The organism is Xenorhabdus sp. TH1, assembly GCF_037260955.1.
In the GTDB taxonomy this organism is placed as follows: Bacteria; Pseudomonadota; Gammaproteobacteria; order Enterobacterales; family Enterobacteriaceae; genus Xenorhabdus; species Xenorhabdus griffiniae.
On record NZ_CP147734.1, the window covers coordinates 882,580 to 908,264 of the forward strand.

General features: G+C 43.4%; 20 protein-coding genes. 13 read left to right on the forward strand and 7 right to left on the reverse strand.

Going from position 1 to position 25,685, the window contains the following annotated elements:
* Positions 1-7: 7 nt before the first annotated feature.
* Together secM and secA are read left to right on the forward strand one after the other, a co-directional pair.
* Complete coding sequence (gene secM, locus WDV74_RS03820; RefSeq protein ID WP_338884717.1) at positions 8-550, forward strand: secA translation cis-regulator SecM; 543 nt, start codon at positions 8-10, stop codon at positions 548-550.
* Positions 551-638: 88 nt separating this feature from the next.
* Positions 639-3,347 (forward strand): preprotein translocase subunit SecA, encoded by a 2,709-nt coding sequence (secA, locus tag WDV74_RS03825; protein ID WP_338884719.1) that lies wholly within the window; start codon positions 639-641, stop codon positions 3,345-3,347.
* A 121-nt stretch (positions 3,348-3,468) separates the two neighbouring features.
* Here the strand turns inward: secA and WDV74_RS03830 are convergent, their stop codons facing one another.
* Entirely contained in the window at positions 3,469-5,052 is a 1,584-nt protein-coding gene (locus tag WDV74_RS03830) for an ATP-binding cassette domain-containing protein (RefSeq protein ID WP_338884720.1), read from the reverse strand.
* A 230-nt stretch (positions 5,053-5,282) separates the two neighbouring features.
* On the opposite strand from WDV74_RS03830, the gene mutT reads away from it, so the two are divergent.
* Positions 5,283-5,687, forward strand: a complete 405-nt coding sequence (gene mutT / locus WDV74_RS03835; RefSeq protein ID WP_338884721.1) for an 8-oxo-dGTP diphosphatase MutT — start codon at positions 5,283-5,285, stop codon at positions 5,685-5,687.
* Positions 5,688-5,776: 89 nt separating this feature from the next.
* On the opposite strand, the gene yacG is transcribed toward mutT, so the two are convergent.
* The 6 genes from yacG to ppdD form a co-directional block, all read right to left on the reverse strand.
* Positions 5,777-5,980, reverse strand: coding sequence for a DNA gyrase inhibitor YacG (gene yacG / locus WDV74_RS03840; RefSeq protein WP_338884724.1), 204 nt, complete (start codon positions 5,978-5,980; stop codon positions 5,777-5,779).
* A gap of 185 nt (positions 5,981-6,165) precedes the next feature.
* Positions 6,166-6,924, reverse strand: coding sequence for a cell division protein ZapD (gene zapD, locus WDV74_RS03845; protein ID WP_338884726.1), 759 nt, complete (start codon positions 6,922-6,924; stop codon positions 6,166-6,168).
* On the reverse strand, positions 6,917-7,540 hold the full coding sequence (gene coaE / locus WDV74_RS03850) for a dephospho-CoA kinase (protein WP_338884728.1): 624 nt from the start codon (positions 7,538-7,540) through the stop codon (positions 6,917-6,919). Before coaE ends, zapD begins: the two co-directional genes overlap by 8 nt.
* A gap of 132 nt (positions 7,541-7,672) precedes the next feature.
* Positions 7,673-8,872: a protein transport protein HofC gene (hofC, locus tag WDV74_RS03855; protein ID WP_338884729.1), complete on the reverse strand. Its 1,200-nt coding sequence runs from the start codon at positions 8,870-8,872 to the stop codon at positions 7,673-7,675.
* The gene (gspE, locus tag WDV74_RS03860) at positions 8,869-10,368 is read right to left on the reverse strand and encodes a type II secretion system protein GspE (RefSeq protein WP_338884731.1); all 1,500 of its coding nucleotides are present in this window, start codon (positions 10,366-10,368) and stop codon (positions 8,869-8,871) included. Before gspE ends, hofC begins: the two co-directional genes overlap by 4 nt.
* Positions 10,369-10,447: 79 nt before the next feature.
* Positions 10,448-10,870 carry a prepilin peptidase-dependent pilin gene (gene ppdD, locus WDV74_RS03865; protein WP_338884732.1) on the reverse strand — a complete coding sequence of 141 codons (423 nt, stop codon included), beginning with the start codon at positions 10,868-10,870 and terminating at the stop codon, positions 10,448-10,450.
* A gap of 371 nt (positions 10,871-11,241) precedes the next feature.
* Here ppdD and ampD point away from each other — a divergent pair, with 371 nt between their 5' ends.
* The 10 genes from ampD (at position 11,242) to argO (ending at position 25,646) form a co-directional block, all read left to right on the forward strand.
* On the forward strand, positions 11,242-11,793 hold the full coding sequence (ampD, locus tag WDV74_RS03870; RefSeq protein ID WP_338884734.1) for a 1,6-anhydro-N-acetylmuramyl-L-alanine amidase AmpD: 552 nt from the start codon (positions 11,242-11,244) through the stop codon (positions 11,791-11,793).
* Entirely contained in the window at positions 11,790-12,644 is an 855-nt protein-coding gene (gene ampE / locus WDV74_RS03875) for a beta-lactamase regulator AmpE (RefSeq protein WP_338884736.1), read from the forward strand. Before ampD ends, ampE begins: the two co-directional genes overlap by 4 nt.
* Before the next feature lie 361 nt (positions 12,645-13,005).
* On the forward strand, positions 13,006-13,770 hold the full coding sequence (gene pdhR / locus WDV74_RS03880; RefSeq protein WP_099131626.1) for a pyruvate dehydrogenase complex transcriptional repressor PdhR: 765 nt from the start codon (positions 13,006-13,008) through the stop codon (positions 13,768-13,770).
* A 238-nt stretch (positions 13,771-14,008) separates the two neighbouring features.
* On the forward strand, positions 14,009-16,672 hold the full coding sequence (aceE, locus tag WDV74_RS03885) for a pyruvate dehydrogenase (acetyl-transferring), homodimeric type (RefSeq protein ID WP_338884737.1): 2,664 nt from the start codon (positions 14,009-14,011) through the stop codon (positions 16,670-16,672).
* Between the two features lie 13 nt (positions 16,673-16,685).
* Positions 16,686-18,530: a pyruvate dehydrogenase complex dihydrolipoyllysine-residue acetyltransferase gene (aceF, locus tag WDV74_RS03890; protein WP_338884739.1), complete on the forward strand. Its 1,845-nt coding sequence runs from the start codon at positions 16,686-16,688 to the stop codon at positions 18,528-18,530.
* A gap of 203 nt (positions 18,531-18,733) precedes the next feature.
* The gene (gene lpdA, locus WDV74_RS03895; protein WP_338884741.1) at positions 18,734-20,161 is read left to right on the forward strand and encodes a dihydrolipoyl dehydrogenase; all 1,428 of its coding nucleotides are present in this window, start codon (positions 18,734-18,736) and stop codon (positions 20,159-20,161) included.
* Positions 20,162-20,543: 382 nt separating this feature from the next.
* The gene (gene acnB / locus WDV74_RS03900) at positions 20,544-23,141 is read left to right on the forward strand and encodes a bifunctional aconitate hydratase 2/2-methylisocitrate dehydratase (RefSeq protein ID WP_338884743.1); all 2,598 of its coding nucleotides are present in this window, start codon (positions 20,544-20,546) and stop codon (positions 23,139-23,141) included.
* A 290-nt stretch (positions 23,142-23,431) separates the two neighbouring features.
* Complete coding sequence (locus tag WDV74_RS03905) at positions 23,432-23,803, forward strand: YacL family protein (protein WP_338884745.1); 372 nt, start codon at positions 23,432-23,434, stop codon at positions 23,801-23,803.
* A gap of 191 nt (positions 23,804-23,994) precedes the next feature.
* The gene (mscS, locus tag WDV74_RS03910; RefSeq protein WP_338884746.1) at positions 23,995-24,867 is read left to right on the forward strand and encodes a small-conductance mechanosensitive channel MscS; all 873 of its coding nucleotides are present in this window, start codon (positions 23,995-23,997) and stop codon (positions 24,865-24,867) included.
* 137 nt (positions 24,868-25,004) lie between these two features.
* Positions 25,005-25,646, forward strand: coding sequence for an arginine exporter ArgO (gene argO, locus WDV74_RS03915; RefSeq protein WP_338884747.1), 642 nt, complete (start codon positions 25,005-25,007; stop codon positions 25,644-25,646).
* The last annotated feature ends 39 nt before the right edge of the window (positions 25,647-25,685 follow it).

Below are 25,685 nucleotides of genomic sequence, written 5' to 3' on the forward strand. Positions count from 1 at the left end.
AGGATTAATGAGTATTTTAAATCTTTGGCGACAATTTGGTAGGCGTTATTTTTGGTCTCATCTTTTACTGGGCATGGTTGCTACAGGAATTGGTGTTCCTACTGTTTTCGCTGGAGTGGCAGAAAGCCTGCATCACGCAAGCCCTTCTTCTGCTCAAGGAAGCCGCTATCAGGCATTTTCCTCTTTTGAACACTTATTTAAATTACATTTACTCCAATTAAAAAGTGTCCAACGCCAACCCGCTAACTATTTAAATTATTGGCAGCAACACGCTGTTCGTAATGTGATCCGTCAACTTTCTTTTGCTTTTTCGGTTGCAGAACCTGTTAATTACGAAAGTGCAAAAGAAAGTACCCGGATTTCTTCTCCCTCCATGCAACGACTTATGCTGGATACATTGTATGCCATGCTGACACAAGCACCAGCGCCATTTGAAGAAATTGTCTCAGATGTTGCGATGGCTCCTGCTACTCATACTCCAGCTCTCTGGGTCGCTAAAGTTCAGGGAATTAGGGCAGGGCCAACGCTCAATCATCTATTTTTGCTTTAATCGTGCTGTCTTATTTAAGTTTAATAAGGCAATTTTTAAGGAATGATTGATTGGCTACAACAATAGCCCTATCTGAGATGTACTAATTATGCTGACTAAATTACTGACAAAAATTTTTGGTAGCCGCAATGACCGTACTTTGCGTCGTTTGCGCAAAGTGGTTGATGAAATCAACCGTATGGAACCGGACTTTGAAAAACTCTCTGATGAAGAATTGAAAGCGAAAACGGAGCAATTTCGCACCCGTTTAAAAGAGGGAGAATCACTGGATAAAATTCTGCCAGCAGCGTTTGCTACTGTGCGTGAAGCCAGTAAACGTGTATTCGGTATGCGTCACTTTGATGTGCAATTATTGGGCGGGATGGTCTTGAATGAACGCTGCATAGCAGAAATGCGCACGGGTGAAGGTAAAACACTGACCGCAACATTGCCAGCTTATCTTAATGCTCTCAGTGGCAAAGGTGTCCACATTGTTACCGTGAATGATTACCTGGCACAGCGCGATGCTGAAAATAACCGCCCACTATTTGAATTCCTTGGCTTAAGTGTCGGCATTAACTTACCGGGTATGCCAGCACCGGCAAAACGTGAATCTTATGCTGCGGATATCACTTACGGTACTAACAATGAGTTTGGCTTTGACTATTTGCGCGATAATATGGCATTTAGTCCAGAAGAGCGAGTTCAACGCAAATTACACTATGCGTTGGTGGATGAAGTTGACTCAATTTTGATCGACGAAGCTCGTACTCCACTAATTATTTCAGGGCCTGCGGAAGACAGCTCTGAGCTTTATATCAAAGTAGACAAGCTAATCCCGAAACTGGTTCGTCAGGAAAAAGAGGACTCAGATACTTTCCAAGGAGAAGGACATTTCTCTGTTGATGAAAAAACACGTCAAGTCAACCTGACAGAGCGTGGTCTGGTATTGATTGAAGAGTTATTGGTGGATGCTAAATTGATGGATGAAGGTGAATCTTTGTATTCACCAACCAATATCATGCTGATGCACCATGTGACAGCCGCTCTGCGCGCCCACGCCTTGTTTACCCGCGATGTTGATTACATCGTGAAAGAGGGTGAGGTTATCATCGTTGATGAACATACCGGGCGTACCATGCAAGGGCGTCGTTGGTCTGATGGTTTGCACCAGGCTGTGGAAGCGAAAGAAGGTGTTGAGATTCAAAATGAAAACCAGACGCTGGCTTCAATTACATTCCAGAACTATTTCCGTATATACGAAAAACTGGCAGGGATGACAGGAACAGCCGATACGGAAGCCTTCGAATTTAGCTCCATTTATAAATTAGATACCATTGTTATTCCAACCAATCGCCCAATGATCCGTCAGGATTTATCGGATCTGGTCTATATGACAGAAGCGGAAAAAATTGAGGCGATCATTGAAGACATCAAAGCGCGGACAAACAATGGTCAGCCTGTTTTGGTGGGGACAATCTCGATTGAGAAATCGGAACTTGTGTCTAACGCATTAACGAAAGCGGGTATTGCACATAATGTCCTGAACGCAAAATTCCACGCATTGGAAGCCGATATCATTGCGCAGGCTGGTCAGGCTGGCACAGTGACTATTGCAACCAACATGGCAGGACGTGGTACAGATATCATGTTAGGGGGCAGTTGGCAGGCGGAAATTGCTAAATTGGAAGAACCAACTGAAGCACAGATTGATAAAATCAAGGCAGAATGGCAAGAGCGTCATGATGCAGTATTGGCAGCAGGTGGCCTGCATATTATTGGTACGGAACGTCATGAATCACGCCGCATAGACAACCAGTTACGTGGTCGTGCGGGCCGTCAGGGGGATGCGGGTTCTTCACGTTTCTACCTCTCAATGGAAGATTCCTTGATGCGCATTTTTGCTTCCGATCGTGTGACCGGTATGATGCGTAAACTTGGTATGCAGCCAGGAGAAGCAATCGAACACCCATGGGTGACTAAAGCGATTGCAAATGCTCAGCGTAAAGTTGAGAGCCGTAACTTTGATATCCGTAAACAATTGCTGGAATATGATGATGTTGCGAACGATCAGCGTCGGGCAATTTATGCTCAACGTAACGACTTGCTCGATGTGAGTGATGTCAGCGAAACCATCACCAGCATCCGTGAGGATGTCTTCAAAGTCACTATTGATGCTCATATTCCACCGCAATCACTGGAAGAAATGTGGGATATTGAAGGATTACAAGAACGTTTAATTAATGATTTCGATTTGAACTTGCCACTCAAAGAGTGGTTGGATAAAGAACCTGAATTGCACGAAGAAACATTGCGTGAACGTATTCTTGAAAAAGCGATCGAAATTTATAAGCAAAAAGAAGAAATTGTCGGTGTAGAAATGATGCGTAATTTTGAAAAAGGCATCATGTTGCAAACTCTGGACACATTGTGGAAAGAGCATTTGGCAGCGATGGATTACCTACGTCAGGGTATTCACTTGCGTGGTTACGCTCAAAAAGATCCAAAACAGGAGTATAAACGCGAATCTTTTGCCATGTTTGCCAATATGCTGGAATCACTGAAATATGAAGTGATCAGTACCTTGAGCAAAGTTCAGGTTAGAATGCCGGAAGAAGTTGAAGCGCTTGAGCAGCAGCGTCGTGAAGAAGCTGAGCGTTTGGCAAAACAACAACATTTGAGCCATGAAGTTGAACAGGGTGCGTTGATGTCAAAAGCCGAAGCTCAAATGGCGACGGGAGAGCGTAAAGTTGGACGCAATGATCCTTGCCCATGTGGTTCTGGCAAAAAATATAAGCATTGCCACGGTCGTTTATAAGTAGAGTGAGTTTCAGCAAGAAATCCGTGCCAATGGCGAATTGGCACGGGTTAATTTATCGAAAACCCTTAGATCTTATTCTGCAATGAAATTTGCTTAAGCAATAGATTTGAGGGTTTTTTCATAAGACTAGTTCCTGCATATTACCTACATTTTCAATGAACTTATTGTCGTGAGAAATAAGTACCATTGCTCCTGTATAATCATGTAGCGCTTTTTGCAGTAGCTCACGTGATTCAATATCCAGATGATTATCTGGTTCATCCAATAACAGCAGGGCAGGTGCATATGGCCCGCAAAACAGGCAAGCTAGCGCGACTTTAAGTTGTTCTCCTCCACTGAGATAACTGACAGGTTTCAAAGCCTCCTCACCGCGAATACGCAATTGTGCCAACCGAGTACGGTAACGATCTTCTGTCCAGCCTGGTGATTGTAATTGGAAGTTATGTAACGCGGATTGGTTTTTATCCAGGAACGAAAAATGTTGATCCATCAGACTGTGTGAAAGAGTGATACGACAGATACCCTGTTTCGGCTCTAGTAAACCTGCCATTACTTTTAATAAGGTGGATTTTCCGCTGCCATTTTTACCTGTGATAGCGAGGCGATCACCATTATTAATGGTTAAACTGATGGGTGTATCGGAGCCAAAGGGCAGAATGACATCCTGAAGGTAAAGTAACGGAGAAGTTGCTGTTTGTGGAGTCGCAACAGCGATTGACAGCGGATCGATAATTTCGAGTTTTGTTCTGGCTTCTGTGGCTAATGAAGAGCTACGTTGTAATCGTTCTTCATTCTGTTTTGCTATCCGTGATAATGTTGCTTCTGAGCGTCCTAATGCATGATCAAGAAGGATTTTAGCCTGATTGGCATTTTCCCGCCGTTGCTTACCCTGACTTTGCCTTTTGCTGGTTTTCTCACGATCTTTTTGCTTATCACGTAAGGCTTGTTTTAGGCTTTTTCTGGTTTGATCCACTTCACGTTGAATACCCAGCCGTAGTTGTTCTTTACTTTCCAGCCAGGTTTCCCATCCTCCGATACTGCGGGATAATCCTAACCCGCTGAGTTCGTAAACAATCGATACATGCTGTAATAGTTGGGTATCATGGGTAATCAGCAGAACTCCGCCATCAAAAGCACTTAACCACTGAGCCAGCCAAAGGCGGCCTTGTCGGTCAAGGTGATTGCTTGGTTCATCCAGAATCATAAAACCTGCACCTTGACGTTTCAGTGCCAACAACCTGATCCGTGTTTGTTCTCCACCGCTCAAAGAACTAAGAGGTTGATTTAATACGCTGGGATTGAATTCACCTTCTGCCAGTAGAGACTCAGTTTGAAATTGCCAGTCCCAGTTTCCTTCCATAACATCAAAATCTGTTTCATCACCAACTCCTGCCAAGATCCGTTCATTGGCACTCATGATTTTGGTTAATCCCAGCAGATCCGCGGTATTGCCGGAAAAAGGTGTTAAACCTTGTGATAAATAACCCACCTCACAAAAGTGTTTTACACTACCTTCTGTGGGAAGGATCTGCTGTGCCAGTATTGATGCCAGCCAGGATTTACCAATACCATTGCGCCCAACTAATGCATGTTGTCCTGCATTTAAAAATATATCGATACCAGAAAATAGGGGAGTTGTTTCACCAGAAAATTGATAGGCGATTTGCCGTGCTTCAATCAATGATTGAACATCATTTAGCATAAACCGTGCTTCCTTAATGTTTAAAATAGTCATTTCAAGCTATTTGTAGGTTAATTTCAGACACTGTTTACAGCTTGTTTTCACATGATTTGTTTTTTCCAGGGAAGTAATTGGTAATAAAAAGCGATATCACTTTGCATGAAATACAAATTTGCGGCTTAAACTCATTCTAATGTAACCTGCAATGGAGAGTTACTTAAGTTGAAGAATAGACGGTAAGAAAAGCGATTATGGAAAAAAAACATCTGCATATTGCAGCAGGTATTATTAAAAATAGCAATGATGAAATTTTTATCACTCAGCGTAGGGCTGATTCACATATGGGCGGTTTTTGGGAGTTTCCCGGAGGAAAACTTGAACAGGGAGAAACACCTGAACAAGCATTGGTTAGAGAATTAAAGGAAGAAGTTGGGATCACAGTAACGCATTGTGAATTAATTGACACCATCAAACACGAGTTTCCTGATAGAAGTATCACCCTTGATTTTTTCCTGGTTGATGAATGGGAAGATGAGCCGTTTGGTAAAGAAGGGCAACCTTCCCGTTGGGTTTTACAATCAGAATTAATTGCTGATGAATTTCCTCCAGCAAACCGCAGTATTGTCAGTTTCTTAACCCGAAACGGCTCCTGCTAAAGGATTTTTAATTAATTAGGGGAGTTAACTCATTCAATATAAGCGGCGCCAAATAAAACGGGCACCGCTATAACATACGTTACGTGATATTACTTATATTGTTCAGGCTGTTCGCTCCAGTTATCATTTTCTGAACTGTCACTTTGGCTTGCTATTCGTTTTTCTTCGCTGGCCCATTCCCCTAAGTCGATTAATTGGCAACGTTTGCTGCAAAATGGGCGATATGGGCTAATTTCTCCCCATACTACCATGTTGCCACACGTTGGACATTCGACAGTCAATACTTCAGACATAATACTTTCTCCCACTTGATTTGAAGGTCATACCTTCCATTTTCACCTTGCAGCTTTTTTGTTTTAACTCATTGTTTCAGCTATGTATTTATAAATTCAGAGTGATATAAATACAGAATGAGCCATGCTATTGGGAATTTATCCCCTTAATGTCGTGCTGCAACTCGAAATTTATTGGATCCATGTTAACAGCAGGCCAATTCAAATGACAAATGGGCAGGTACAACACCATGCTCACTATCCATTGGTAAAAAACGGATGGCGAAACGTGTCTTGTAGCCGGAGACTTGTGGGTAAACTAATGTATCTGGTACCACGTCCAATTTTAATCTCAACAAATCGGCTTCATCAGCATTTCCCTGATAAAATCCGTTATGGCTGATTTTGGGGGTGAAAGCGGCGGAGTGGCGTATGAGTTCCAGAATACTTTCCAGGGCTTGTTGTAACGGACGAAGGCTGTCCAGCCAGGCTGTAACGGATTTATCCCTGACAGCTTGTGGTAAATGCAGCCACAGGTGTAATGTTGGCAAGTCAAAACTACAACATCCTCCAGGGATGCTGAGACGTTGACGTACCATGCTGATAATACGATCTTCTTTAATAAATTGGTTAAGCCGTGGCGCTTGGTTCAAGGCAATACTGCGTTCTTTAAGTTGCTCTGTCAAACTATGGATCATAGCTGTATCGGCATTCGGAGCGCCGAGCCATTGTTTTAATTTCGCCTGTTGGCGATCCAGCTCTTTCAATATCTCAGAGCGGACTTCACCGCGTTCCATGATCTCGATTAATTCGGCAATTGTACGGAAAAACGAAAGGCTACTCGCCTGAGAATTCAGATGACGTTGTTTTTCCAACTGTTGCATTGAAGACTCAATCCTCAACCATGAACGCATTTTTTCATTGAGTGGATGTTCAAAAATAATAGTGGATGGTGCATCACTCATTATGGTTTTCCTGTCTGACTGATTTTGCTTGTTTTAAATACTGTTGATGTAGTTCGGCCACACGAGAGGTAATATCCTGTTCACTGTTGTGGTTAACGATGACATCATCTGCTTTTTCCAGTCTGTCCTGACGGCTGGCCTGTGCAGCCAGAATATTTTCTACTTGCTCACGGTTTATTCCATCACGAGCCATGGTTCGGGTAATCTGTACTTCAACTGGGATATCAACAACTAAAACACGATCTGCCAAATGCATTAAATTGTTTTCAATGAGTAAAGGAACGACCCAGATGACATAGGGAGCAGTCACTTGGTTTAATTGCCGTTGTGTTTCTATTTGGATTAGTGGATGTAAAAGTGCATTGAGCCACTGTTTCTCTTCTGGGGCAGCAAAAATTTTCTGGCGCAACATTGCGCGATTAAGGCTGCCATCAGGCAATAATATATCGACCCCAAAGTGCGCTATGATGGCTTGTAGTGCGGGGGTGCCAGGAGCTACAACTTCTCTGGCGATAATATCTGCATCAACAAGCGGGACACCAAGGGATGAAAATACATTAGAGATAGTCGTTTTACCACTACCAATTCCACCCGTAAGTGCAACAATATAAGTCATTCTATCCCTTTAAATATCTCTGATAGCATAATCAAATTGTAACTCAAGGGAAGCTGATGAGCTATAAACAAACGCCTATAATTCCTGCTTTTGTAGCTTTGAAAAAAGATAATGGAACATGTAAATAGCTTGTTAAGTTAATATTGTACCTAATTGAAAAATAGGCAGGTACATAGCCAGTAATAATAAACCGACAATTAAGGCCATTATTAACATTAACAAAGGTTCTAATGATTGAACCAAACTATCAGCAAGGTTGATTGATTTTTCTTGATACCACTTTGCGAGATTGAAGAGAAATAATTCTAATTCTCCAGATTCTTCGCCTATCATGACAAATTGTTGGCATAACGCAGGGAAATAGGCTGTTTGTTTTAATGCGTTACTCATTGGAGTGCCTTGTTGAATATGTCTGTGCAAGTTTTTCACGCCAGCGATAAAAACAGGATGCTGGGTTGCACTGAGGGCACATTCAAGCCCTGCCATTAAAGTTAATCCCGCTTTCTGTGTCATAAAAAGAATATGAAATATTTGATTAGTTTGTTGGTAAATTATGAGTTGTCTGAAAATAGGGAGTCTCAGGAAGAGCATTTTTTCTTTTACTTTAAAAATGGGAAAACGGTGACGTAGCCATAGGTAACTGGTTAATAATATAAATGTTACTAACAATATTAATACGCCATGGTGGATCAATAAATCAGAACCTGATAGAACCCACTGAGTTAACAAAGGCAGGGTAGCATTTAGTGAGGAATAGACTTGTCGAAATTCTGGTAGAACAAAAATCAACATCATAATAATAACCAAAAAGCTCACAAGAGCGACTATCAAGGGATAGTGATAAGCTTTTTGAATTTTCTTACTTAACCTATTTTGTTGCTCTAACCGATCAATGATTAATTGGCAGCAGTTTTCAAGCTGGCCGGTTTGTTCTCCGACTGCGATAAGTTGGCAAAACAAGGGAGGAAATAACTTAGGATAGTGTTCGAGTGTTGCAGAGAATGCCTCTCCTTGACGAATTTTCTGAATTATATCTGCCAAGACACATCGCCAGAGATCATATTTGCATTCTTGCAGTAAAATAATCAGTCCCTTGAGTAGAGGGATGCCTGAAGTCAGCAATGTACTTAACTGGTGAATAAAATGCAGGCGATAAGCCATTTCTTTTTTGCTGTAATAAATAATTTTTTTACACTTAATGGAATAGGGCTGAAGATCAAGATGGCTGAGGTATTGAAATACACTTTTTTTACTGTGTCCAATACTCTCCCCTGTTATGGCTTTTCCGTGCTTGTTAATTGCCTGCCATTGGTAAATATATTCTATTTTCATACTGTCTCATGGCCTGTAATCTGATAAATTTCTTCAAGCGTGGTTATTCCTGCTTCTGCTAATGTCAGCCCTGCCGAAAAAAGCGTTACATTTTGTTGTGAGGCAAGTAAATGTGAGAGGCTGGTGTTAGAACACTCAGACAGGGCTTGCTGGAGTTCAGGTTTGATTTCGAGAAATTCATATATGGCAGTTCTGCCGTAATAGCCAGAAAAACAGTGATCACAACCGACCGCATTCCATTTTTTTATAGATGTTGAACCAGTAATATTAGGGATCACTGTAGGTATACTGTCTTGTTGTCGACATTGGGGACAAAGTTTACGAACCAGCCGCTGTGCAATAATCAATTTCACACATGAGGCGGTGATATAGCCAGAAATTCCCAGATTATGCAGGCGAGATAACGTATCAATAGTAGAATTGGTATGCAGAGTTGATAAAACCAAATGGCCTGTTTGGGCTGCTTTCATTGATATTTCAGCAGTTTCATTGTCACGGATCTCACCAACCATAATGATATCGGGATCTTGTCGTAATAACGCTCTGAGGACTTTGGCAAAATCGAGACCAATCTTGTTATTAACAGGCGTTTGGTTGATGCCATTTAAAGGAATTTCGACAGGATCTTCGACACTACAGATATTCTTTTGAGCTTGGTTTAAATATTGCAGGCAGCTATACAGTGTGACAGTCTTCCCGCTGCCAGTTGGGCCAGTGACTAAAATCATCCCTTGTGGTAAATGCAGTTTCTGTTTTAAAAGTTGTAATTGTGGTTCAGGCAATCCTAATTGTTCCAGAGATAGTTGATGGATGGTATTTAAAATACGCAGGACTATTTTTTCCCCATATAATGTGGGTAATGTTGATATACGAATCGCATAACTGTTTTTATTGTCACTCCAGTCAAATTGCCCATCTTGTGGCTGGCGTTTTTCAGCGATGTTGAGTTTTGCCATGATTTTTAAACGAGCAGGAATACTCGCATTCATTTGAGAGGGTGGTGCTTGCATGGTATGCAATGTACCATCAACTCGAATACGTATTTGATAGCCCCGTTGAGATGGCTCAAAGTGAATATCTGAAGCTCTTTTTTGTATTGCAGTTAATATCGTTTGATTAATTAATTGGATAACCGGTGTGTCTATTTCCTCATCATGAAGATTATTGGTTTGTAATGCAGCATGGTAATGAGCATAACTGCTATCAAGGCGATCTATACGGTACGGTTCCTCTTCATCATTTTCTGAGCAGTAATTTTTTGCTGATATTAATAAATTTTCTTCTGTCAACATCGATTCTATTTTTGCTTGTGGCCAAATATCGACATTAACGATTAAACCTGAAATAAATCTTAGCGCCGCAATGAAATCCTCATTAGGTGATTCACTACAAGCAATTGTGATCGTATGGAAGTCTTTCTTTATAATAATGGCTTGATGTCGTTGACACAGTTCTTTTATTTCTTTTTCCATTAAGAGGTTATCCTTATTTATCATTATCTTTATTCCTTTAATATTGGCGGGATTTAATTGTTTTCTCTTCAATTTAGCTCTTGTCAGGAATGAAAATGAGAAACTAAAATTTCAAGGTTTCCTGACATTTTAGTTTTAACGATTCATTTTCAGATTCACAAATCGTGTTCCATTGAGTGAAACCAGTCTTTGTATCTTGAATAGGTTTTAACGAAGCAGTGAGTCCATTCAGGTTTTGTTCGCCCACTATCGTTATCTCCCCCTCTTTTACTGAGATGGTGCTGATATAGCGGCTATTGTGGCCTGATGGAATGGAGGGATGACCGGAGTGGCAATCTTTGTAATTTTTAGCCTCGAAGCGACACAGCTCTACGCCAGATTTATAAGGTACAATAGCTTGTAGCATATCGGTTAATGCGGCTTTTTGGATATGACCTTGATAACTGGGAATGGCAATTGCACCGAGAATAGATACGATAGCCATAACAACCATCACTTCAATTAATGTAAATCCTTGTTGCTTCATTTTTTCTCCTTGTATATATCCGGCTTGATTGCCATGTTTAATAGCTGATATTCCCTTCATTTTTTAAGTTTCAATCTATTGGGTATCGGTGCCAATAATCATGGAGAAAAAAGAGAAAAATAAAATATCGTAAATAAATTTTATGAAGTCGGCTCGAAAAAATAATTTTATGTTACATTTTTTTGCACAAATTTTTCGAGGCTATTCGTAATTAAGAGAACAGCAGATATATTGGCCGATTGAAGGTGCTAACATGCTAACCTATTACACTTTAAGCCAGAGTATTACTTAATGAAGCTGATCGATATTGGCCATATTGGAATGGTGATTTTGGCAAAGTGATATGAAATATTAAGAGGGGAGGTAAAAGAATGAAGCTGCATGAAGGGTGGATTGATGGTGCGAGAAAGGCTATTTCCCCACATTGTGATCTGCGCCCAGAAGGGGAAACACCAGCATTATTGGTTATTCATAACATCAGTTTACCTCCTGGCAAATTTGGTGGCCCTTATATTGATCAATTATTTATGGGAACATTAGATCCTAAAGCCGATCCTTTTTTTGAGGAAATTAAGCATTTACGTGTTTCTGCCCACTGCTTAATCCGGCGTGATGGTGAGATTGTACAATATGTTCCTTTCAATAAAAGAGCTTGGCATGCTGGCGTTTCCTGCTACTGTGACCGTGAGAAATGTAATGATTTTTCGATAGGTATTGAACTGGAAGGTACAGATTATGAGGAGTTTACTGAAATTCAGTATACTCAATTAGCGGAAGTTACTGAGCTGCTTATTAGCCAATATCCTGATATTCGTGACAATATTACAGGACACAGCGATATCGCGCCAGGAAGGAAAACTGATCCTGGGCCTTATTTTTATTGGGAACATTACCGTCAATTATTGAAGGAGCGAGTTGGATGACTCTCTTTATTCTATTGTTAATACTGGCATGGGAACGTGTTTTTAAGATGAGGGATCACTGGCAACTGGAACGCTACTTAGCCCCAGCTTTTGCCAGACTCAAATCACATTCACTATGGGGTAGTTTGGGCATGACCTTTCTGGTCGCTTTATTGACATGGAAGCTGATTGATATTTCTAGCTCTGTTGCTTTTGGTATTCTCGCGATTGTGTTGGGTATCATAATCAGTCTGTTATGTATTGGTGCAGGCAGATTGCGGCATGATTACCGTGGATATCTCCAGGCAGTGCGTCAGGATGATGTTGGACAGCAGAAAAAGTATCTTGCTCGTCTGACGATGATTCAGGGCACATTACCTGATACCACAAAAGAAGAGCGATTACGTGAGATACAGAATTCATTGATTTGGATAAATTTCCGTTATTATCTTGCCCCTATTTTTTGGCTGGCTGTATTGGGTAAATTCGGTCCGGCGGTTTTAATGGGATATGGTTGCCTCAGAGCTTATCAAAGTTGGTTGGCCCAGCACGCGACGGCGGTGCAGAGAGCACAATCTGGTGTTGACGGCATACTGCATTGGCTGGATTGGCTTCCTGCACGTTTAGCTGGTATTGCCTATGCTTTGTTAGGACATGGAGAGAAAGCTTTACCAGCCTGGGTTGCATCACTCACTGATTTTCGCTCATCACAATACAAGGTCGTTAGTCAATTAGCACAATTCGCATTAAGTAAAGAACCCCATCTTGACCCGATAGAAACGCCTGTTGTTGCTGTAACGTTAGCGAAAAAAGCGACCTTTACTATCGTGATTATTGTCGCACTGTTAACGATTTATGGGACCTTAGTTTGATAAACAAGAAAGATAGAGGGCTGTTTGAGTGACTGTATGCCCTTTATCTTTTTGGTATATACGTTTAAAAAACGTTAAATCTCCCTAATAATTCTCATCTCACAATCCTCTTTGGTTATAATTTTCTAATAAAATTTAAAATTTTTTGTTAAAATTTGCAGATTTTTATGATTTAGCCCAAGGTCTTTATAGACAGCTAGTGAATACTTTGTTACTTTAAGACCCTGTATTCTAAATTGGTATTACCAATTGACTTTGACCTGCTAACTAGGGTTTAATGGCTAAGATTTAGCCAGCAAGGCTTAGTTGAATAAGGCATAGTCCAAAGCAACATTTACTTATTGAATGGCTTACCGCAGATATGGCCTATAGCAAGATTCGCCAACCAAAGTTATCAGATGTGATTGAGCAACGTCTTGAACAGCTCATTCTCGAAGGCTCGCTACGCCCGGGAGAAAAACTGCTGCCTGAGCGTGAGCTAGCAAAGCAGTTTGAAGTATCACGTCCTTCATTGCGCGAAGCCATTCAAAAATTGGAAGCCAAAGGCTTTCTTTTCCGTCGTCAAGGGGGCGGAACTTTCGTACAGAACAATCTGTGGCAAAGTTTCAGCGATCCACTTGCCCAACTTATTGCAGAGAATCAAGAATCCCAGTTCGATCTCCTTGAGGCACGCCATGCGTTAGAGGGGATTGCTGCTTATTATGCAGCGCTTAGAGGAACTGATGAGGATTTCCAACGCATTGAGCAAAGCCATCTTGCCATTCAAGAAGCGCAACAAAGTGGTGATGTGAATGCGGAATCTGATGCTGTCTTGCAATACCAACTTGTTGTCACGGAAGCTGCCCATAATGTGGTATTGCTGCATTTATTGCGCTGTATGATCCCAATGTTAGAACAAAATATCAGGCGCAATTTTGAAGTCATTTATACCCGTAAAGAGATGTTGGCAGCGGTTAGTGACCATAGGGCTGAAATTTTTCGCTCTATCATGGCGAGAGAACCGGAAAAAGCCCGTGAGGCATCTCATCGCCATTTAGCTTTTATTGAAGAAGTTTTATTGGATCTGACTCGTGAACGCACTCGTCGTGAGCGTTCATTGAGGCGGCTCCAGCAACATCAGGAATAAGAGCCTGTCCCTTAGGGCATCGTAGACAAATCACATTCCCGAATGGGGTAGGTTCTAACTTAACTGTACAGATCTTGACTGCTGCGTTTGTACAGTTGTCAACTCTTTATCAAGAGTTTTAGCAGCAATATATAGCAGGGCCTATCTTCCGGTCATAACAGGCAGTTTCGTCAAAAGGTATGACCAGAAGATAGGCTCCAATAACCATTAGAAATAGATAACAGATAAGGAATACACCATGTCAGATATTTTGAAAAATGACGTGGATCCGATCGAAACTCGCGATTGGTTACAGGCGATCGAATCGGTCATCCGTGAAGAAGGTGTTGAGCGCGCTCAGTTCCTGATTGATCAGGTTTTGAATGAAGCTCGTAAAGGTGGCGTTAACGTTGCTGCAGGTACTGCAAGCCGTGATTACATCAACACTATTCCTGTTGAGGATGAGCCTGCTTACCCTGGCAACCTGGATTTAGAGCGCCGAATCCGCTCTGCTATTCGCTGGAATGCGGTGATGGCTGTTCTGCGTGCATCCAAAAAAGATCTGGAACTGGGTGGTCACATGGCTTCATTCCAGTCTTCCGCGACTGTTTATGAAGTTTGTTTTAACCACTTCTTCCGTGCTCGTAACGAAAATGATGGTGGTGACTTGGTATACTTCCAGGGCCACATTTCTCCAGGCGTTTACGCCCGTGCATTCCTTGAAGGCCGTTTGACTGAAGAGCAGATGAATAACTTCCGTCAAGAAATCGGCGGTAATGGCTTGTCTTCTTACCCACATCCAAAATTGATGCCTGACTTCTGGCAGTTCCCAACTGTTTCAATGGGTCTGGGGCCAATTTCCGCTATTTATCAGGCTAAGTTCCTTAAATACCTGGAAAATCGTGGTCTGAAAGATACCTCTAAACAAACCGTTTACGCTTTCCTGGGCGACGGTGAAATGGATGAGCCAGAATCTAAAGGTGCGATCACTATCGCAACTCGTGAAAAACTGGATAACCTGGTATTTATCATCAACTGTAACTTGCAGCGTCTGGATGGCCCAGTAACCGGTAACGGCAAAATTGTTAACGAACTGGAAGGTATCTTCGACGGCGCTGGCTGGCAGGTACTGAAAGTCCTGTGGGGTGAGCGTTGGGACGAACTGCTGCGTAAAGACACCAGCGGTAAACTGGTTCAACTGATGAACGAAACGCTGGACGGTGACTATCAGACATTTAAGTCTAAAGATGGCGCTTATGTTCGTGAACACTTCTTCGGTCGTTACCCAGAAACTGCTGCATTAGTCAAGGATATGACTGATGACGAAATTTGGGCTTTGAACCGTGGTGGTCACGATCCGAAGAAAGTTTACGCTGCACTGAAAAAAGCACAGGATACCACTGGCAAACCAACTGTAATCTTGGCTCAGACCATTAAAGGTTACGGTATGGGTGATACCGCTGAAGGTAAGAACATTGCTCACCAGGTTAAGAAAATGAACATGGAAGGCGTTCGTCAGTTCCGTGATCGTTTCAATGTGCCTGTCGCTGATGAGCAGATCGAAAACTTGCCATACGTCACTTTCGACAAAGATTCTGAAGAATCTAAATATCTGCATGAGCGTCGTAACGCACTGGGTGGTTATGTACCAAGCCGTCGCGTTAACTTTGACGAGAAATTGGAAATCCCAGCACTGGAAGAATTCAGCTCGCTGCTGGAAGAACAATCCAAAGAAATTTCTACCACTATCGCTTTCGTTCGTGCACTGAACGTTATGCTGAAGAACAAGTCAATCAAAGATCGTCTGGTTCCAATTATTGCTGACGAAGCGCGTACTTTCGGTATGGAAGGTCTGTTCCGTCAAATCGGTATCTACAGCCCTAATGGTCAGCAGTATACTCCGCAAGACCGTGAGCAAGTTGCATACTATAAAGAAGACGCAAAAGGTCAGATCCTGCAAGAAGGTATCAACGAACTGGGCGCTGCTTCATCTTGGCTGGCTGCTGCAACTTCTTACAGCACCAACAACCTGCCAATGATCCCATTCTACATCTACTATTCCATGTTCGGATTCCAGCGTATCGGTGATCTGTGCTGGGCGGCAGGTGACCAGCAAGCTCGTGGCTTCCTGGTTGGTGGTACTTCTGGCCGTACAACGCTGAACGGGGAAGGTTTGCAGCATGAAGATGGTCACAGCCATATTCAGTCCCTGACTATTCCTAACTGTATCTCTTACGATCCAGCATTCGCTTTTGAAGTTGCTGTTATCATGCAAGATGGTTTGGAGCGTATGTATGGTGAGAAACAAGAGAACATCTACTACTACATCACCACTCTGAACGAAAACTATCACATGCCAGCCATGCCGGAAGGTGCTGAAGAAGGCATCCGTAAAGGTATCTACAAGCTGGAAAGCCTGGATGGTGCGAAAGGTAAGGTTCAGTTGCTAGGCTCTGGTTCTATCCTGCGTCACGTTCGTGAAGCAGCGAAGATCCTGTCTGCTGAATACGGCATCGGTTCCGATGTATACAGCGTAACCTCCTTCACTGAACTGGCTCGTGATGGTCAGGATTGTGAGCGTTGGAACATGCTGCACCCATCAGAAGAACCTCGTGTTCCTTATATTGCTCAGATCATGAACGATGCTCCGGCTGTTGCTTCTACTGACTATATGAAACTGTTTGCAGAGCAAGTACGTAACTTCGTTCCTGCAAGCGACTATCGTGTATTAGGTACTGACGGTTTTGGTCGTTCTGACAGCCGTGAAAACCTGCGTCATCACTTTGAAGTTGATGCTTCTTATGTGGTTGTTGCAGCGCTGGGTGAACTGGCTAAACGTGGCGAAGTTGATGTGAAAGTTGTTGAAGAAGCTATCAAGAAATACAACATCAACCCAGAAAAAGTTAACCCACGTCTGGCATAAGAGGTAAAGATTAATGTCTATCGAAATTAACGTACCTGATATTGGTGCAGATGAAGTTGAAGTTACCGAGATTCTGGTGAAAGTTGGTGACACAGTAGAAGCAGAACAGTCACTGATCACGGTTGAAGGTGACAAAGCGTCTATGGAAGTCCCTTCTCCACAGGCGGGTGTAGTTAAAGAAATCAAAGTTGCGGTTGGCGATAAAGTTGAAACTGGCAAACTGATTATGGTTTTTGAATCCGCAAATGGTGCAGCAGAAGCTGCACCTGCACAGCCAGTCGCGGCCGCACCAGCAGCAGTAGAAAGCAAAGAAGTGAATGTGCCAGATATCGGTGGTGATGAAGTTGAAGTGACCGAAATCATGGTAAAAGTAGGTGATACGGTTACTGAAGAGCAATCACTGATCACGGTTGAAGGTGACAAGGCGTCAATGGAAGTTCCTGCACCATTCGCAGGTACGGTGAAAGAGATCAAAATCGCTACTGGCGATAAAGTTAAAACCGGTTCTCTGATCATGGTATTTGAAGTGGCAGGTTCTGGCGCAGCGCCAGCACCGGTAGCGGCTCCAGCAGCAGCGCCTGTGGCTTCTGCGGCAAAAGAAGTGAACGTACCTGATATCGGTGGTGACGAAGTTGAAGTAACCGAAATCATGGTAAAAGTGGGCGATACCATTGCTGAAGAGCAGTCACTGATCACAGTTGAAGGTGACAAGGCGTCAATGGAAGTTCCTGCACCATTCGCGGGTACAGTGAAAGAGATCAAAATCGCTACTGGCGATAAAGTTAAAACCGGTTCTCTGATCATGGTATTTGAAGTTGCGGGTGCAGCCCCTGCGCCAGCAGCGGCTCCGGCTCCTGCGGCTGAACCTGTGAAAGCAGCACCAGCGCCAGCAGCAAGCAAACCCGCAGAAGGCAAAAATGAGTTTGCCGAAAATGACGCTTACGTCCACGCGACTCCGGTGATTCGTCGTCTGGCTCGTGAATTTGGCGTAAATCTGGCTAAAGTAAAAGGAACTGGCCGTAAGGGTCGCATCCTGCGCGAAGACGTTCAGGCTTATGTGAAAGAGGCGATTAAACGTGCAGAAGCAGCGCCAGCTGCTGCGGGTGGCGGTCTGCCAGGTATGTTGCCTTGGCCAAAAGTTGATTTCAGCAAATTCGGTGAAATCGAAGAAGTTGAAATGAGCCGCATCCAGAAAATTTCTGGTGCTAACCTCAGCCGTAACTGGGTTATGATCCCTCACGTTAACCTGTTCGATGAAGCGGATATCACTGAAGTTGAAGAGTTCCGTAAGCAACAGAACAAAGAAGCTGAGAAGAAACAGCTGGGCGTGAAAATCACTCCGCTGGTGTTCGTCATGAAAGCTGCTGCGAAGGCGCTGGAAGCAATGCCTCGCTTTAACAGCTCCATTTCTGAAGATGGCCAGAAGCTGATCCTGAAAAAATATGTCAACATCGGTATCGCGGTTGACACACCTAACGGCCTGGTTGTTCCTGTATTCAAGGACGTCAACAAGAAAGGCATCATGGAACTGTCCAGAGAACTGGCAGAAGTTTCCAAGAAAGCACGTGCTGGTAAACTGACCGCTTCCGACATGCAGGGTGGTTGCTTCACCATCTCCAGCCTGGGTGGTATCGGTACTACCGGTTTTGCACCAATTGTGAATGCGCCAGAAGTGGCAATCATGGGGCTGTCTCGTTCTTCCATGAAACCAGTCTGGAATGGTAAAGAATTCGTTCCGCGCCTGATTCTGCCTATGTCTCTGTCTTTCGACCACCGTGTGATCGACGGGGCAGATGGTGCACGTTTCATCACTTATATTAATCAATTGATGAGCGACATCCGCCGTTTGGTGATGTAATGCAAAGGCCAGTAAATATACTGGCCTGATGATTACTACCGTGACAGAGTTTTTCGTCTTGCATCTGGCAGGTTGGGATTTCTGTCACGTTAACGCGCTTTTCAGGTTATTTACAATTCTGTAAACTGCTCGCGGTGTGTACGTCCCGGTGGAATATGGTTTTTTTTCGTCTGACCCGCCGGACAAACAATTAAGAGGTCATGATGAGTACTGAAATTAAAGCCCAGGTAGTGGTGCTTGGAGCAGGCCCAGCAGGGTATTCTGCTGCTTTCCGTTGTGCGGACTTAGGATTGGATACTGTTTTGGTTGAACGTTACTCTACTTTGGGTGGTGTTTGCCTGAATGTTGGTTGTATCCCATCCAAAGCTCTGCTGCATGTTGCCAAAGTGATTGAAGAAGCAAAAGCATTGGCACAGCATGGTATCGTGTTTGGTGAACCGCAAACTGATATCGATAAGATCCGTCTCTGGAAAGAAAAAGTTATTTCTCAGTTGACAGGTGGTCTGGGCGGCATGGCTAAGGGCCGTAAAGTTAACGTTGTTAACGGTGTTGGTAAATTCACCGGCGCTAACACTCTGGTGGTAGAAGGCGAGAACGGCGCAACAACAATTAATTTTGAGAATGCCATTATCGCAGCGGGTTCACGCCCAATTCAGCTACCATTCATTCCACATGATGATCCTCGTGTATGGGATTCTACCGATGCACTGGAGCTGAAAACCGTTCCAGGACGCCTGTTAGTGATGGGCGGTGGTATTATCGGTCTGGAAATGGGTACTGTTTACCATGCGCTGGGTTCTCAGATCGATGTGGTAGAAATGTTCGACCAGGTGATCCCTGCGGCGGATAAAGACGTTGTGAAAGTGTTCACTAAACGTATCAGCAAGAAGTTCAACTTGATGCTGGAAACGAAAGTGACCGCAGTAGAAGCGAAAGAAGATGGCATCTACGTAACAATGGAAGGTAAGAAAGCACCGGCAGAGCCACAACGTTATGATGCGGTTCTGGTTGCCATCGGCCGTGTACCAAACGGTAAACTGCTCGATGCTGGCAAAGCGGGCGTTGAAGTTGATGATCGTGGCTTTATCCGTGTGGATAAACAAATGCGTACTAACGTGCCTCATATCTTTGCTATCGGTGATATCGTTGGTCAGCCAATGCTGGCGCACAAAGGTGTCCATGAAGGCCACGTTGCTGCTGAAGTCATTTCTGGTAAGAAACATTACTTCGATCCAAAAGTTATCCCATCCATCGCTTACACTGAGCCAGAAGTGGCATGGGTTGGCCTGACTGAGAAAGAAGCAAAAGAAAAAGGCATCAGCTACGAAACCGCGACTTTCCCATGGGCAGCGTCTGGTCGTGCAATTGCATCTGACTGTTCAGATGGTATGACCAAGCTGATTTTCGATAAAGAAACTAACCGTATTATCGGTGGTGCTATTGTTGGTACTAACGGCGGTGAACTGCTGGGTGAAATCGGTTTGGCTATCGAAATGGGTTGTGATGCAGAAGATATCGCGCTAACTATCCACGCTCACCCAACGCTATACGAATCAATTGGTATGGCTGCGGAAATTTACGAAGGTAGCATCACTGACTTGCCAAACCCTAAAGCAAAGAAAAAGAAATAATTCTTTAGATTTTGCAGTAGGTGTTAAAAAGAAATTTTAAACGGCTTTCAAACAGGAAAGCCGTTTTTATTTGCAGAGAGAATTTAAGGGATTTGCAGGCCAAAATAACAACAGATAGTATTTAAAACTTTAATATCCTCTCCAGACTCATTTATCCAGAATTTTATTATGGTTCAATGTTGATTTTATGTGAATGAATTAACATGCTATTCAAATTTTGGTATGCTAAACGCCCGAAGCTGAGCATAATTCTGATGTTATGCGAGCAAAATCCTCTGACCTTGCACCCTTAGTAATTGTTTTTAGATGATCATTTCCAATGATCGTTAACGGGTGCTGACAGCCGGGTATATAAAATGACAATGAGAGCGAGGAGAAAGTCGTGCTAGAAGAATACCGCAAGCACGTAGCCGAGCGTGCAGCTCAAGGCATCGTCCCTAAGCCGTTAGACGCAGCTCAAGCAGCAGCGCTGGTTGAATTACTGAAGAATCCACCTAAAGGTGAAGAAGATTTCCTACTAGATCTACTGACCAATCGTGTCCCTCCTGGTGTAGATGAAGCTGCTTATGTTAAAGCCGGTTTCCTTGCTGCCGTAGCTAAGGGAGAAACGACTTCTCCTTTGGTGACACAGGAAAAAGCCATTGAATTATTGGGAACCATGCAGGGTGGGTATAATATCCACGCTTTAATTGATGCCCTGGATGATGAAAAGCTGGCTCCAATTGCGGCGAAAGCACTTTCTCATACTTTGCTGATGTTCGACAGTTTTTATGATGTGGAAGAGAAAGCCAAAGCAGGTAATGTCCATGCCAAACAAATCATGCAGTCGTGGGCTGATGCAGAATGGTTCCTTGGGCGTCCTGAATTAGCAGAAAAAATCACTGTTACCGTCTTTAAGGTTACCGGTGAAACCAACACCGATGATCTTTCTCCTGCACCAGATGCGTGGTCACGTCCTGATATCCCTCTACATGCATTGGCAATGCTCAAGAATGCCCGTGAAGGTATTGAGCCTGATCAACCTGGTGTCGTAGGCCCGATTAAGCAAATCGAAGCCCTGAGCAAGAAAGGTTATCCATTGGCCTACGTTGGCGATGTTGTTGGTACGGGATCTTCCCGTAAATCGGCAACGAACTCCGTATTGTGGTTTATGGGAGAGGATATTCCGTTTGTCCCCAATAAACGTGGTGCTGGTGTGGTCTTGGGTGGAAAAATTGCCCCCATTTTCTTTAACACCATGGAAGATGCGGGGGCATTGCCCATTGAAGTGGATGTTGCCAAGCTAAATATGGGGGATGTGATTGATATCTATCCTTATAAAGGTGAAATCCGCCATCACGAAACCAATGAGTTATTGGCTACTTTTACCCTGAAAACCGATGTATTGATTGATGAAGTACGTGCCGGTGGCCGTATTCCATTGATTATCGGTCGTGGTTTGACTGGCAAGGCGCGTGAATCATTGGGTTTACCACACAGTGATGTATTCCGTCAGGCAAAAGCGGTTGCGAAAAGTGATCGAGGCTTCTCATTGGCACAGAAAATGGTAGGCCGTGCCTGCGGTAAAAGTGGCATTCGCCCAGGGGAATATTGTGAACCTAAGATGACTTCTGTCGGTTCCCAGGATACGACAGGGCCAATGACGCGGGATGAATTGAAAGATTTGGCCTGCCTGGGTTTCTCTGCGGATCTGGTCATGCAATCATTCTGTCATACTGCCGCCTATCCAAAACCGGTTGATGTGACGACGCACCATACTTTGCCTGATTTCATTATGAACCGTGGTGGCGTATCGTTGCGTCCGGGAGATGGCATTATCCATTCATGGCTGAACCGTATGTTATTGCCAGATACGGTAGGTACAGGTGGAGATTCCCATACCCGTTTCCCCATTGGTATTTCTTTCCCGGCCGGTTCAGGTCTGGTGGCATTTGCTGCGGCTACGGGTGTCATGCCGTTGGATATGCCAGAATCCGTACTGGTTCGTTTTAAAGGGAAAATGCAACCAGGAATAACCTTGCGTGATCTGGTTCATGCCATTCCTTATTATGCAATTCAACAAGGTTTGCTGACTGTTGAGAAGAAAGGCAAGAAAAACATCTTCTCTGGCCGTATTCTTGAAATTGAAGGTTTGCCTGAACTCAAAGTCGAGCAGGCATTTGAGTTGGCTGATGCCTCTGCGGAACGTTCTGCGGCAGGATGTACCATCAAGCTGGATAAGGCGCCAATCATTGAATACTTGCAGTCTAACGTCGTCTTGCTGAAATGGATGATTGCGGAAGGTTATGGTGATCGCCGGACATTGGAACGCCGTATTATTGGCATGGAAAACTGGCTGAAAGATCCGCAATTGTTGGCAGCGGACGCAGATGCTGAATATGCAGCCGTGATTGAGATCGATCTGGCAGACATTAAAGAGCCTATTTTATGTGCACCTAATGATCCTGATGATGCACGTCTGTTATCTGAAGTGGCTAACAGCAAAATTGACGAAGTTTTCATTGGTTCTTGCATGACTAATATTGGTCATTTCCGTGCGGCGGGTAAATTGCTGGATCAGCATAAAGGTCAGTTACCGACTCGCTTATGGGTTGCTCCTCCGACTAAGATGGACGCCGCCCAATTGACGGAAGAAGGTTATTACAGCATTTTCGGCAAGAGCGGGGCGCGTATTGAGATCCCGGGTTGTTCATTGTGCATGGGGAATCAGGCGCGGGTGGCGGATGGGGCAACAGTGGTATCCACTTCTACCCGTAACTTCCCTAACCGCCTGGGTTCCGGTGCAAATGTTTACCTTGCTTCGGCGGAGTTGGCGGCTGTAGCTTCACTGTTGGGGCGTTTGCCAACGCCAGAAGAGTATTTGCAGTTCATGGATAACGTCGATGAAACCGCAGCTGATACTTATCGCTACCTCAATTTTGATCAATTGAACCAATACACAGAAAAAGCGGAAGATGTGATCTTCCAAACCGCAGTATAAAAAAGTATATTGCAATGCATGGGGAGGCAAATGCTTCCCCTTTTTTTGTTTTCCTGCCTACCGTTTTATAACAATTTCGTAGTAGTTTTTATTTCAGTTTGTGGACTGCTTCAGAGGTGGAGGCAGCAGAACTGTTTATGCGCATCAAACTTACAACACTCTATGAAACCTGATTTCTCCCCCGAAGTGGGGGAGAGAAATCACACACATTTTGAAGTTAGATTGGTATAAAATCCCAATGAAATTATTTGGCATCTGTAGAGATAGTAGAGTAGGTGAGGGGGTATGTGATGGAATATGAATTTATGCAGGATATTACCGGCCAGGTAACAACGTCCTTTTCAATGGATCATGAAGTCATCGGTCACTGGTTGAATGAAGAAGTGAAAGGCGATTTACGGGTATTGGATAAAATCATTGTGGCTTTGCAAGAGATTAAAGGGAGTGAACGTCAGTGGCAGTTAGCTGGTCATGAATATACGCTATTGATGAGTGAAGATGAGATCATGATCAGGGCTAATCAACTTCAATTTGATACAGAGGTTATAGAAGAAGGAATGAGTTACTACGATGACGAGAGTCTGGCTTTTTGTGGGACAGACGATTTTATCGGTATGCTGGCTGATTACAGAGAATTTATTTTGCAAAAAAATAAAACGTAAGTATTTGTGTTCAAGCAATGAAGGCTTTCTGCCATAATCTATATTCCATTACATTCTTGTGTTGTGATAGTAGCTTTCTATTTTTTGAACAGAAAATTATTTTTGAACAGGAGCCTACACCTGCTGGTGGCGTTTGTTGTAAATAACGACACTTAATGGCGATAGGTTCCAACAATAACGGTGGACTTTGTATGGAAAAGATCAATCTGTCACATGAGATTGATAAAGCGGCAAGCTGGTTTACCAACAATCAGGATCTACTGATCCAATATGCGGTAAACATTGTATCTGCCATTTTGATTCTTATCGTTGGTTTATTTGTTGCCAAGTTGGTTAATAAAGCAGTTAAGCGTGTTATGTCACTGCGTGGCATTGATACCACCATTTCTGATTTCCTCTCCGCGATTATTCGTTACGCCATCATAGCATTTACGATTATTGCTGTTCTTGGGAAATTGGGTATTCAGACTGCATCTGTGATTGCAGTCATCGGTGCCGCCGGTTTGGCGGTAGGTCTGGCCTTACAAGGTTCACTGTCTAATTTTGCTGCCGGTGTTTTGTTGGTGGTTTTTCGCCCGCTTCGTACTGGCGAATATGTCAGCATTGGTGCGGTGGAGGGAACTGTCATGCAAGTACAGATTTTTTCGACAACACTGCGCACGGCAGATGGCCGTATCGTTGTGATCCCCAACGGTAAAATTATTGCAGACAATATTATTAATACCACCCGTGAACCTGACCGCCGTACTCAGATTATGGTGGGGGTTGCATATGATGCAGATATTGATGAAGTCAAAAGAGTATTGGGTGATGTGATTCAAGAAGATCAACGCATTCAACATGAAAAAGGAGTCACTATCCGCCTGCATGAAATGGCGCCTTCGTCATTGAACTTTGTTGTACGTGTGTGGACCTCCAATGGTGATGCCTGGAATGTTTATTGGGATTTGATGGAAAACTTTAAGCGTGCCTTAGATAAACACAATATCGGCATTCCTTTCCCGCAAATGGATGTTTATCTGCATCAGCAAAATAGTGCCTTACAGAAGAAGGCAGACGAATAACCAAGATATCGTGATGTGGCATTTCCCACATCACTTTTCCTAATGATGTATTAGAATCATTCATTTTTACTAATGCATTATCTTGTTTAATATGCATTGATATCGTAACTAATTGAATAATTATTAGGGATCTTTGCATGTTCTCAACATTTATTCAGGGGTTTTTTCTTAGTGCTGCAATGATCCTTCCACTTGGGCCACAAAATGTATTTATCATGCAGCAAGGGAGTAGGAAGCAGTTCCATTTAATGAGTGCAACATTATGCTCCACCAGTGATTCTTTGCTCATCATCGCGGGGATATTTGGTGGCAGTGCCTTGCTGGGACAATCGGTATTTTTATTGCAAACTGTGACATGGGGAGGCGTCGCATTTTTACTCTGGTATGGATGGGGCGCTTTTCGAGCAGCATTATCGGCAGAAGTCGAACGCTCCCGTACTGACAAAATTGTCCAAAGCCGTTGGCGGGTTATAGTAACGTTATTTGCTGTGACATGGCTGAATCCTCATGTTTATTTGGATACCATTGTCGTCTTGGGAAGCATAGGAGGACAATTGTCAGCCGAGCTTCGGCCGTGGTTTACCACCGGAGCAATAATGGCTTCGATAAGCTGGTTTTTTACCTTGTCTTTCTTGTCGGCGTGGTTTGCACCTGTGTTTAATCGACCCAGAGCACAACGGATCATCAATATCTTCGTTGGCTGTGTGATGTGGTATATCGCCTGGAACTTAATTCAGCAAGGATATAGATTTTTTACTAATTACAATATTTCTCCATAGATACGCTATAGATTACTTCTCTATAGATAGTGTGCTAAT

Coding starts and splice junctions, on each gene's coding strand:
- secM (WP_338884717.1), top strand. CDS start 8: ATGAGTATTTTAAATCTTTGGCGACAATTTGGTAGGCGTTATTTTTGG.
- secA (WP_338884719.1), top strand. CDS start 639: ATGCTGACTAAATTACTGACAAAAATTTTTGGTAGCCGCAATGACCGT.
- WDV74_RS03830 (WP_338884720.1), bottom strand. CDS start 5,052: ATGCTAAATGATGTTCAATCATTGATTGAAGCACGGCAAATCGCCTAT.
- mutT (WP_338884721.1), top strand. CDS start 5,283: ATGGAAAAAAAACATCTGCATATTGCAGCAGGTATTATTAAAAATAGC.
- yacG (WP_338884724.1), bottom strand. CDS start 5,980: ATGTCTGAAGTATTGACTGTCGAATGTCCAACGTGTGGCAACATGGTA.
- zapD (WP_338884726.1), bottom strand. CDS start 6,924: ATGAGTGATGCACCATCCACTATTATTTTTGAACATCCACTCAATGAA.
- coaE (WP_338884728.1), bottom strand. CDS start 7,540: ATGACTTATATTGTTGCACTTACGGGTGGAATTGGTAGTGGTAAAACG.
- hofC (WP_338884729.1), bottom strand. CDS start 8,872: ATGAAAATAGAATATATTTACCAATGGCAGGCAATTAACAAGCACGGA.
- gspE (WP_338884731.1), bottom strand. CDS start 10,368: ATGATAAATAAGGATAACCTCTTAATGGAAAAAGAAATAAAAGAACTG.
- ppdD (WP_338884732.1), bottom strand. CDS start 10,870: ATGAAGCAACAAGGATTTACATTAATTGAAGTGATGGTTGTTATGGCT.
- ampD (WP_338884734.1), top strand. CDS start 11,242: ATGAAGCTGCATGAAGGGTGGATTGATGGTGCGAGAAAGGCTATTTCC.
- ampE (WP_338884736.1), top strand. CDS start 11,790: ATGACTCTCTTTATTCTATTGTTAATACTGGCATGGGAACGTGTTTTT.
- pdhR (WP_099131626.1), top strand. CDS start 13,006: ATGGCCTATAGCAAGATTCGCCAACCAAAGTTATCAGATGTGATTGAG.
- aceE (WP_338884737.1), top strand. CDS start 14,009: ATGTCAGATATTTTGAAAAATGACGTGGATCCGATCGAAACTCGCGAT.
- aceF (WP_338884739.1), top strand. CDS start 16,686: ATGTCTATCGAAATTAACGTACCTGATATTGGTGCAGATGAAGTTGAA.
- lpdA (WP_338884741.1), top strand. CDS start 18,734: ATGAGTACTGAAATTAAAGCCCAGGTAGTGGTGCTTGGAGCAGGCCCA.
- WDV74_RS03905 (WP_338884745.1), top strand. CDS start 23,432: ATGGAATATGAATTTATGCAGGATATTACCGGCCAGGTAACAACGTCC.
- mscS (WP_338884746.1), top strand. CDS start 23,995: ATGGAAAAGATCAATCTGTCACATGAGATTGATAAAGCGGCAAGCTGG.
- argO (WP_338884747.1), top strand. CDS start 25,005: ATGTTCTCAACATTTATTCAGGGGTTTTTTCTTAGTGCTGCAATGATC.